Source organism: Kitasatospora sp. NPDC047058, assembly GCF_040643935.1.
Taxonomy (GTDB): Bacteria; Actinomycetota; Actinomycetes; order Streptomycetales; family Streptomycetaceae; genus Kitasatospora.
Genome location: NZ_JBEYVJ010000267.1, coordinates 1 through 10,161 on the forward strand (window position 1 = coordinate 1; position 10,161 = coordinate 10,161).

General features: G+C 77.2%; 6 protein-coding genes and 1 pseudogene. 2 read left to right on the forward strand and 5 right to left on the reverse strand.

From position 1 onward, the window contains the following. Positions 1 to 235: 235 nt before the first annotated feature. Both ABZ885_RS28990 and ABZ885_RS28995 read right to left on the reverse strand, forming a co-directional pair. Positions 236 to 1,628, reverse strand: a pseudogene (locus tag ABZ885_RS28990) (SpoIIE family protein phosphatase); the annotation flags it as partial. Between the two features lie 142 nt (positions 1,629 to 1,770). Further along, positions 1,771 to 3,141, reverse strand: a complete 1,371-nt coding sequence (locus ABZ885_RS28995; protein WP_360194809.1) for an FAD-dependent oxidoreductase — start codon at positions 3,139 to 3,141, stop codon at positions 1,771 to 1,773. 501 nt (positions 3,142 to 3,642) lie between these two features. Here ABZ885_RS28995 and ABZ885_RS29000 point away from each other — a divergent pair. Together ABZ885_RS29000 and ABZ885_RS29005 are read left to right on the forward strand one after the other, a co-directional pair. Continuing rightward, positions 3,643 to 4,578, forward strand: coding sequence for a helix-turn-helix domain-containing protein (locus ABZ885_RS29000; protein WP_360194796.1), 936 nt, complete (start codon positions 3,643 to 3,645; stop codon positions 4,576 to 4,578). A 337-nt stretch (positions 4,579 to 4,915) separates the two neighbouring features. Continuing rightward, positions 4,916 to 7,216 carry a sigma-70 family RNA polymerase sigma factor gene (locus ABZ885_RS29005; RefSeq protein ID WP_360194799.1) on the forward strand — a complete coding sequence of 767 codons (2,301 nt, stop codon included), beginning with the start codon at positions 4,916 to 4,918 and terminating at the stop codon, positions 7,214 to 7,216. Between the two features lie 89 nt (positions 7,217 to 7,305). On the opposite strand, the gene ABZ885_RS29010 is transcribed toward ABZ885_RS29005, so the two are convergent. The 3 genes from ABZ885_RS29010 to ABZ885_RS29020 all read right to left on the reverse strand — a co-directional run. After that, a complete protein-coding gene (locus ABZ885_RS29010) occupies positions 7,306 to 8,010 on the reverse strand; it encodes a DsbA family oxidoreductase (RefSeq protein ID WP_360194802.1) in 705 nt (234 codons plus the stop codon). A gap of 149 nt (positions 8,011 to 8,159) precedes the next feature. After that, on the reverse strand, positions 8,160 to 8,681 hold the full coding sequence (locus tag ABZ885_RS29015) for a universal stress protein (RefSeq protein ID WP_360194805.1): 522 nt from the start codon (positions 8,679 to 8,681) through the stop codon (positions 8,160 to 8,162). Between the two features lie 164 nt (positions 8,682 to 8,845). Then, the coding region (locus ABZ885_RS29020; protein ID WP_360194808.1) for an asparagine synthase-related protein at positions 8,846 to 10,161 on the reverse strand (1,316 nt) is incomplete at its 5' end.

Consider the following 10,161-nt stretch of genomic DNA (forward strand, 5'->3'; position numbering starts at 1 on the left):
CGTTTCCGGCGCTTCGTTCATCCAACTCGCTGGTGTCTTCTGCGGCTTGATGCCCCGTCCGACGTTTCAAACTCTAGCCGATCTCCGCTCCGAAAAGCGAATCCGGCCGCAATCCATATAAACGGGCACGCCGAAACAGACCCGAGCCGCGCCGCCGAAAAAGGCAAAGCACGACCCAGCCCGAACCGGGAAGTGGTGTTACTAGGGATTGGCTGCCCCGGGACCGTCCGCGCCGATGCGTGTCCGGTGCTCCCTGCCAGGCAGCTCGAAGAACATTAGACGTCTCGTGGGGACGAGTCAACCCCTGGTTCAGCTCCCGGTCCGGTCGGCCCCTCCTCCGCCGGCAGCTGGAAGACCAGCACGGCGACGTCGTCGTCGTGCTCCGCCGTCACCCCCATCGCCCGGAGCAGGCGGGCGCAGACGACCTCGGGGGCGCCGACCGCGCCGGTGACGGTGCGGGCGAGCAGGTCGAGGCCCTGGTCGATGTCCTCGTCCCGGCGTTCGACCAGGCCGTCCGTATAGAGGACGCCGGTGGTACCGGGGAGCAGGCGCAGGGTGTGCGAGAGATGGACGCCGCCGCCGGTCCCCAGGGGCGGGCCGTTCTGTTCCTCGCTGCGCAGGACGGTGCCGTCGGGGCAGCGGAGCAGCATCGGGAGGTGGCCGGCGGAGGCGTAGGTGAGGGTGCGGCGCTGCGGGTCCCAGACGGCGTAGCTGCAGGTGGCGATCTGGTTGGCGTCGATCTCCATGGCGAGGCCGTCGAGCAGGCGCATCACCTCGTGCGGGGGGAGGTCGAGGCGGGCGTAGGCGCGGACGGCCGTGCGGAGCTGTCCCATGACCGCGGCGGCGCGCAGGCCCCGGCCCATGACGTCGCCGATGACGAGTGCGGTGCGGCCGCCGTCGATGGCGATGACGTCGTACCAGTCGCCGCCGACCGCGGCCTCGGCGCCGCCCGGCTGGTAGGTGGCGGCGACCCGGAGGTCGGCCGGCTGGTCGAGCTTCTGCGGGAGCAGGCTGCGCTGGAGGGTGACGGCGGCCTCGCGCTGGCGGCGTTCGGCCTCGCGGAGGCGGGTGGCGGCGAGGACCTGGTCGGTGACCTCGGCGGCGAAGATCAGGACGCCGGCGGTCGGCCCGTCCTTGGGTTCGTCGGTCCCGGGCGGCTCGGTGCGGTGCTCGTGGCGGGTGAGCGGGACGCAGGAGACGTTGTAGTAGCGGTTGCCGGTGAGGCCGAGGATGCAGCGGGCCTTGACGCTGCGCGGGCGGCCGCCGCGGATCACCTGGTCCATCAGCGGCAGGACGCCCATGGTGCCGAGCTCGGGCAGGGCCTCGCGGGCGGGCAGGCCGGTGGGGCGCTCGCCGAAGAGTTCGCGGTAGGCGCGGTTGGCGTAGCCGAGCTGGTGCAGGGGGCCGTAGGTGACGGCGACCGGGGCGGGGATGCGGTTCAGGACCTCGCGGAGGTCCTGGGGCCGTTGCGGGTCGAGCACCTCGGCCGGGCCGAGGAGGCTGGTGGGGTCGCGTGGGCTGGGGACCACGACGTCGGTCGGCGCGCCCTGGTCGGTGCCGCCCCGGGTCGGCGGGGCGGCACGCCAGGGGACTCCGGTGAGCCGGGCGCTCCAGCGCATGAGGTTCAAACGACGGCCGCTTCCTCGATTTCCAGGCATATCATCACTTTTTGTGTGCGCACTGACACACGGGGTAATGACTCGGTTGGGGAGATCCTGTCAGGCGGAGGGCCGATTCCGGAAGTCGCGCGCGCCCGGCGCGGCCGTCCGGTCAGTCACGGCGGGGCCCGCCGCCCGGGGCGGGCCCGAATCCGGCCTCGAACTCCGAGCGCGGGTGCTCGACCGCCCCGAGCGAGACCACTTCCCGGGAGAACACCCCGCCCAGCAGCCAGTCCATCAGCACCCGCACCCGCCGGTCGGCGCTCGGCAGCCGGCGCAGGTGCCGGGCCCGGTGCAGCCACCAGGCCCGCCGGCCGGTCAGCCGGCCGCCCCGCCGGGTGTGCGCGACGGCGCGGCCCAGGCCGAGCGAGGTGGAGCAGGCGGCCCGGTCCGGCCGGTACTCGGCGATGCCGGCCGCCCGGGGGCCGCCGTCCAGCGCGGCCAGCACGTTGGCGGCGAGCAGTTCGGCCTGGGCGAAGGCGTGCTGGGCGTTGGGCGCGCAGGGCGCCCCGTCGGCGTGCGGGTCGGGCACGGCGGCGCCGTCCCCGGCGGCCCAGGCCCCGGGCAGCGCGCGGTCGTCCGGGCCGGCCAGCTGGAGGGTCGCCAGGCAGCGGACCCGGCCGGCGGTGTCCAGCGGCAGGTCGGTGTCGCGCAGCAGCGGGGACGGGCGCACCCCGGCCGTCCAGACCAGGGTCCGGGCGGCGAAGCGGCTGCCGTCGGAGAGCACCATGACCCGGCCGGCGGCCGACTCCAGGGTGGTGCGCAGCCGGACGTCGACGCTGCGCTCGCGGAGCTGGGCCAGGGTGTGCGCGGCCAGTTCGGGGGACTCCTCGGCGAGGATCCGGTCGGTGGCCTCGACCAGCACCCAGCGCAGGTCCTCGGGGCTGATGTTGTGGTAGCCGCGGACCGCGGTCCGGGCCATGTCCTCGAGTTCGGCCAGCGCGCCGACCCCGGCGTAGCCGGCACCGACGAAGACGAAGGTGAGCGCGGCCTGGCGCAGGGCCGGGTCGCGGGTGGCGGAGGCGAGGTCGAGCTGTTCCAGCACGTGGTTGCGCAGGCCCACCGCCTCGCCGACGGTGGAGAAGCCGACGCCGTGTTCGGCCAGGCCGGGGACGGGCGCCGTCCGGGAGACCGAGCCCGGGGCCACCACCAGGACGTCGTAGTCGAGCTCGACCGGGGCGGACGGTTCGCCGTGGGCGGCGGCGTCGGCCCAGGCGCGGCGGGTGGCGTGCTCGATCCGGGTGATCCGCGCGGTGAGCACCCGGCAGTCCGGGAGGGCGCGGCGCAGCGGGACGACCACGTGGCGGGGGTCGATCGAACCGGCCGCGACCTCGGCGAGCAGCGGGTGGTACGTCAGGTAGGGCTGCGGTTCGACCACGGTGATCTCCGCGTCTCCGCGCCGGAGCCGCTCGCGCAGTCCGCGCTGGAGGTGCAGCGCGGCGGACATGCCGGCGCAGCCGCCCCCGACGATCAGGATCCTGATAGCGCACCTCCTGCCGAAGTGACCTTTCCGCCGGCCGTCGGCCGGCCCCCCGCCACGCCCTCAATGAAGGACCGGCGGGGGCCCTCTTGTCCACAGTCCGTACCGGGGCGGCTGGGACGGGAGTGACCGCCTGGGGCCGGATGTGCTGCCGGGGTGAGTTTCTGACGCACTTTCGGCTTCGAACGGCCGTGAACTATGGTCGGATTGTGTGTCGGAGCGGCCACCGCCATGTCAATCGGCGGCGACGCACCGTGGATCTGCCATTACGGCCAGTTCCAGCGTTGGCGGGCGAGCCCGACTGGGGCACCGTGATCCGGGGAAGGGTAGTCCCCGGGCGAGGCCTCGGGCGCGCGGTCTTCATGCGTGTGCGATCGGAACGGACGCACCACCGGCACGAGCGATGGGTCAGCGGGTCATTTCTGACGGACGGAGCTGCACCGGGGGGTGCAGGGGCGGGCGACGACAGGGTCCGGGATCGGATACCTGCGGGGGAGAGTTGGGATGATGGAGCAGGAGCGACTGTTGGGGCGGGACGCACCGCGTGCCGTCCAGGGAGTGGTGCCGGAGCAGCGCGGCCCCGCGGACCTTCCGGCGCAGGCCGGCGTGGCGTACGCCGCGGTGCCGTACCGGTCCGAACCGCCGCAGGCCGGCGGCGGGCCCGCACCCGGGGCCCGGCTGCGGGTGGACGCCCGGCGGAACCTGGAGAGCGTGCTGCGCGCGGCCCGCGAGGTGTTCGGCGAGTTCGGCTACGGCGCGCCGATGGAGGAGGTCGCGCGCCGGGCCGGGGTCGGCGTCGGCACGGTGTACCGGCGCTTCCCGAGCAAGGAGGTGCTGGTCCAGCGGATCGCCGCCGAGGAGGTGGCCTGGCTGACCACGCAGGCGCGCGAGTCGCTGTACGGCGGCGGCGGTGCCTGGGAGGCGCTGGCCGGGTACCTGGCGCGGGCGGTCTCCACCGGGGCCGGGCGGCTGCTGCCGCCGGAGGCGTTCCGGTACGCGGAGGAGCTGGGCCGGGTGCCCGAGCAGCGGTACGGCGATCCGGCGGGGGCGGGCGGCTTCCCCGGGGGCCGGTTCGAGCCACGCGGCGCCGAGTCGCGGGGGGCCGGGCTGCCGCAGGGGGGCGGTGAGCCCGCGGCGGCCGACGCGGACCCGCGGCTGCTGCTCCAGCTGCTGGCCGCACTGGTGGCCCGCGCGGGCGCGGCCGGTGAGCTGCGGCCCGGGGTGACGGTGGCGGACGTGGTGCTGGTGCTGACCGCCTCGGTGCCGGTGCACGCCGCGCGCGCGGTGGCCGCGGAACCGGGGCACGCGTCGTCCGCGGTCACGGGCCCGGCGGGTGCGACGCTCGCGGGTCCGGGTGGCCGGCCGACGGACGGTCAGCCTGCCGCGGGGCCCGGCGACCGGCTGCTGCAGATCCTGCTGGACGGCCTGCGGGCACGCTGACCACGGCCGGAGGGAAGCGCTCTCCGTCCGCTGCGGGCAGCGGGGTTGGCGCCGGGGCCGGCGCGTGCCGGTCGGCGCGCGCCCGCGCGGACCATCGGTGCGCCCGGCGCCGCGCGCGGGCCGAACACAGCCGCGACGACCCCACGGAAGAGTGGGTCCCGGCGGTCCGGCTACCGCCCAACTCTGCGCTATGCCATCCTTTGCCCGTGATTGGAGCCAATGTCCCGATGCGCGCCGTTCGCGCGCACCCGGCGCCGTGCAGCGGTGAGTCGTGCACCCACGTACTCCCGCGCGCCCTCCCACACTGCGGGGGCTGTCGTGGAATCTGGGGTCCGTCGTGAGCGCCGAGGAACAGAACGACTACGGGTACGGGCTCGACTTCGGCCGTTCCGGAACCGGCGGGCCGGAGGGCGCGGCTGACGGTCCGGCGCCCGGACCGGCGGGCCGCACGCCGGGGAACCCGCCCGGCGCCCGGGCGGACCGGACCGGGCCGTCGGGGCACCCCGGACACCCGGGCCTGCCGGGCCAGGTGCCGGACCAGGCCGGCATGCCCGGCCGCGAGACGCTCTCCGCCTCCGCCGCCGCGTTCCCGTCCACCCGCGTCCCCGGCCAGGCCCCGGCCGGCCGGGGCGGTGTCGCCCCCGAGGCCTTCGTCGGCGACGGCACCCCCGCACGGCCCACCGTGCCGGCCCCCGCCGACCCCGTGGACGGCGAACGCCCGCCCTCCGACGCCGAGCTGACCGCCCGGGTGCGGGCCGGCGACGACGCCGCGTACGAGGAGATCTACCGGCGGCACGCCGACTCGGTGCGCCGCTACGCGCGGACCTGCTGCCGGGACAGCTTCACCGCCGAGGACCTGGCCGGCGAGGTGTTCGCCCGCACCCTGCAAGCGCTGAAGGCGGGCAAGGGGCCGGAGTTCGCGGTCCGCGCCTACCTGCTGACCGCGGTGCGCAACGTCGCCGCCGCCTGGACCCGTAGCGAGCGCCGCGAGCAACTGGTCGACGACTTCAGCGTGTTCGCGCAGACCTCGGCGGCCACCCTCGACCTCGACCTGGCCGACCCGGGGGCCGACGCCTGGGCGATGGCGATGGCCGACCAGCGGATGGTCATGCAGGCCTACGCCGGACTCCCCGAGGACGACCGGATGGTGCTCTGGCACACCGAGGTCGAGCGGGAGTCCCCCAAGACCGTCGCGGTGATGCTCGGCAAGACCGCCAACGCCACCGCCGTCCAGGCGCACCGGGCGCGCGACCGGCTGGCCGCGGGCTTCCTGCAGGCCCACGTCTCGGGCAGCCAGGACCGGGACTGCGAGGGGTACGCCAACCGGCTCGGTGCGTACGCGCGCGGCTCGCTGCGCAAGCGTGCCTCGGCGGACGTCGGCCGGCACCTGGCGGACTGCGACCGGTGCACGGCCGCCTGCCTGGAGCTGTCCGAGATCAACCACGGGCTGCGGGCGCTGCTGCCCGGCGGGGTACTGGTCTGGATCGGCGCCGGCGGGTTCGGCGCCGCCGCGGCCGCCGTGGGCGGTGCGGCGGCGGTCGGCGGTGCGGCGGCCGGCACGGTGGCGGCCACCTCGGCGGCCACCTCGGCAGCGACCTCGGGCGGCGCGGGCGCCGGGGCGGCGGGCGCGACCGCCGGGGCCGCCGGTGCGGCCGGCGGGTCGGCGGGTTCCGGCGGCGGGGCCGCCGCCGCGGTGGCCGCCGAGGGCCTGGGCGCCGCGGCCAAGGCCGGGATCGCCGCCGCGGTCGCGATGGCCGCGGCCGCCGTCGCCGCGTACGCGCTGACCGGCGCGCCCGACCCGGCTCCCCCGCAGGCCGCTCCCGTGGCCTCCTCGCCCGCCCTGCCTGCCCCGCCGCGCGCCGAACCGGCGGCGCCGAGCCCCGTTCCGAGCGTCGCCGCCCCTGCGCCGGCGGAGGAGCCGCCGCCGAGCCCGTCGCCCACGCCCGTCCCGAAGGCCCCGCCGAGCCGGCCGCCCAAGGCCGTGCCGCCGCCCGCGCCGGTCACCCCCGCCGCGCCTGCCGCGCCCGCCCCGACGCCGACGCCGGCCGCCACGCCGCGGCCCAAGCTCCCCGCCCCGGTGGTGCCGACGCCGGTCGTGCCGCCGGTGCCCACGCCGTCCGTGCCCGTGGTGCCCACCCCGACGCCCCCGCCGGTTCCGACCCCGACCCCGCCGGTGCCGCCGGACCCGACCGACTTCTGGGCCGACGACCTGCCGGTGCTGAAGCCCGGCCACAACCGGGTGCCGCCGGCGGGCCCGAGCGTCCGGCAGAAGGGCAGCGACTGGTTCTGGCAGCGCGACCACGTCTGGATCGGCGGCACCCGGCACGCGCACGGCATCACCGTGCACGCGCCCGCCGGCACGCTCGTCGACCTCAACCGCAGCTGCACGTCCTTCGACGCGCTGGCGGGGGTGGACGACGTCACCGCCTCACCCGGCGGGGTGGTCTTCTCCGTCCAGGGCGGCGACGGCAGCACGCTCTGGAGGTCGCCGGTGCTCGCCACCGGGGACGCGGCGGTGCCGGTGCACGTCCCGCTGACCGGGCAGCGGTCGGTCCGGCTGGTGGTCACCCCGGCCCACGGCGCCTGGTCGGCGCTGAACGCGGCGGACTGGGCCGAGGCCCGCTTCCGGTGCGTCTGACGCGCGTTCACCGCGTTCACCGCGTCAGACGCGTCCCACGCGTCCCACGCGGTGGAGCGGGCCCGGGGCGTGCCTGACGGCTCCGGAGCTCAGACCGCGCAGGCGCCGTCCGTGCAGGCCTCGCCGGCCGGGGCGACCGGCACCGGGGCCGGACGGCGCTCGCCGATCTCGGTGGCGACCTGCTCCAGCACCCTGCGGAAGGTCTCGGCCTCCTGGCCGCCCTGGACCGCCCACTTGCCCTCGAACACGAAGGTCGGCACGGCGGTGATGCCCAGCTCCCGGGCCTCGGCCAGCTGGGCGCGGACCTCGGCGGCGCCCTCGTCGCCGGCCAGGTAGGCGGCCACCCGCTCGCCGTCCAGACCCGCCGAGACGGCCACCCCGGTGAGCGCGGCGCGGTCGCCGACGTCCACGCCGTCGGTGAAGTGCGCCTTGAGCAGCGCCTCCTTCAGCCGGCCCTGGACGGCCGCGCCGTACTCGGTCGCGGCGAGGTGCAGCAGCCGGTGGCCGAGGAAGGTGTTGGCGTGCAGCGCCGCGTCGAAGTCGTAGGTGATGCCCTCCGCGAGGCCCAGCTCGGCCACCCGGGCGTCCATCGCGACGGACTGCGGCCCGTAGCGCTCGGCCAGCCACGCGCGGTGCGGGCTCGCCGTGGCGGGCGCGTCCGGCACCAGCTGGTACGGCCGGTAGACCACCTCGACGTCCTCCTTGCCCGCGAAGCCGTCCAGCGCCTCCTCGAAACGGCGCTTGCCGATGTAGCACCAAGGGCAGGCGATGTCGGAGTAGATCTCGACCTTCATGACGCGGGTTCTCCAGGAGGTGGGGAGGACGGTTTCCGGGATGGGTGAACGATGAACCATCTCGGGACATTCCCGGCGTCCCAGGCGCCCGCGGTCTCAGGAGCCCCCGGCAAGCCCCGCGGCGTCCGCCCCTGCGCGGCCCCGGCGGCTCACGGCCCCGGCGGGGCGGGGACCACCAGGACCGGGCAGGCCGCGTGGTGCACGGCCGCCGAGCTGACCGAGCCCAGCAGCAGCCGGGCGAACCCGCCGTTGCCGCGGGTGCCGAGCACCAGCGTGTGCTGCCGGGCCGAGGCGGCGAGCAGCACCTCGATCACGTTGCCGAGCACCACGTGCAGCGACAGCTCCCCCGCGTACGGGCCGGTCCTGGCCCGCTGTACCGCGGCCACCGAGCGGCGCAGGCCGTCCGCCATGCTCTCGACCAGCGTCTCGACGCTCTCCTGCACCAGCTCGGCCATCCCCGGCGGGTAGCCGGCCGGGGCCGGGTTCACCACCGCGAGCACGTACAGCGGCAGGCCGAACCGTTCCGCCTCCGTCATCGCCCGGTCCAGCGCCCAGAGCGAGCCGTCCGAGCCGTCGCAGCCGGCGAGCACCCCGGGCGTGCGGCCCGTCGGCGGCCGGCCGAGCACCGACAGGACGACGGGGACGGTCGGATCCGGGCTGGCGCTGGTCACCACGGCCTCCACGGGAGCGGGACGGGACGGCGCCATCTTCGCCCGCCCCGGGCGTCCGGACGGGCCAGCCGCGCCGGGCGCGCCGCGCCCCGGGCACGGCTCCCGGAACGGCTCCCCGCGCTGTTCCCGGTACGGCTCCCGGACGGCGGGACGTCAGCGGGGCGTCAGGCGAAGCGCGCCGGGGCGAGGGCGGGGCGTTCCGCGGCGGGGAGGCCGGTCCAGCAGGCGCCGTGGCGGCGGGCGCGGACGCGGCGGAGCCAGAGTTCGGCGGAGACGAGCTCGGCGAGCCCCGCGAGGTCGCCGGGCGGCAGCGGGGTGTCCGGATCCGCGGAGCGGGCCAGGCCGGCCCGGACGGCGGCCAGGTCGATCAGGCCGGCCTCGGCGAGCAGCGGGGCGTCGAAGAGTTCGGCGAGGCCGTCGGCGGCGAGCCGGAGCCCGGCCCGGTCGGTGGCGGTGCGGTCGGGACGCCGGCCGCGGCCCCAGTCCGGCGGCAGGTCGGTGCGGCCGGCGCCGGTGAGCACGGCGTGCAGCAGGGCGGGCCGGGCGCCGGGCTGGAGCCGGACGTCGTCGGGCAGCAGCCGGGCCGCGCGGACCACCTGGTTGTCCAGGAACGGCGCGTGCAGCCGCTGCCCGGGCTGTTCGGCGGCGTGCACCAGGGTGCGGAACCCGCGCGCGTGCCGGTGGAGGGCGTACCGGGCCCGGCGCGCGCCCGGCGGCTCGGCGGGCGCCGGTTCGCGCGCCGCCAGCCGCAGCCGCAGGGCGACCGCGGAGAGCGCCTCGTCGGAGAGCCAGCGGGCCGCCGGGCCCGGCACGCACCAGGCCAGGTCGTCGGCCGAACGCGCCCCGGCCGTGCCGCCGCCGTCCGGGACGTGGCGCAGCGTCAGCCGCACGGCGGCGTCGTCGAGCGCGTCGGCGTAGCGGATCCGGGAGAGCCGGTGGGCGGCCCGGACCACGGTGAGCGGCGTGCGCAGGGCGCCGGCCAGCACGCCGGCCACGGCCCGGTCGGCGCCGGCCAGGGCGGCGACCGGGGTCAGCAGTTCGCGCGGCCGGCCGGCCCGGACCAGGTCGGCGAGCCGGGCCGGGTGGCCGTCGAGGACCTGGCGGGCGCCGTAGCCGGTGAGGTGGTCGGTGCCGCCGGCGTCGAAGCGGGCCTCGGCGCGGACGGCGGCGACCAGTTCGGGGCCGGGCTCGTCGGTGAGCCGGCCGCCCTGGTCGGCCCGCAGGTCGGCGTACGGGAGGGTGCCGGGGCCGGGGGCGAGGACGGTGTGCCGCAGCCGGGGCAGGTCGGGGGTGAGGGCGAGGGTGGCCGGCGCGCCGGTCTCGCCGAGGGTGACGGCGGCCAGCTGTTCGGGGGCGGGCCTGGTCCGGGCGGCCGGGCGGGCCCAGGAGTAGGACCACAGGTCGACGTCCAGCGGATCACCCCAGCGGTCCGTGAACACCGCGACCAGACCGTCGAGGTGGGCGCTCATCGCGGCGTCGG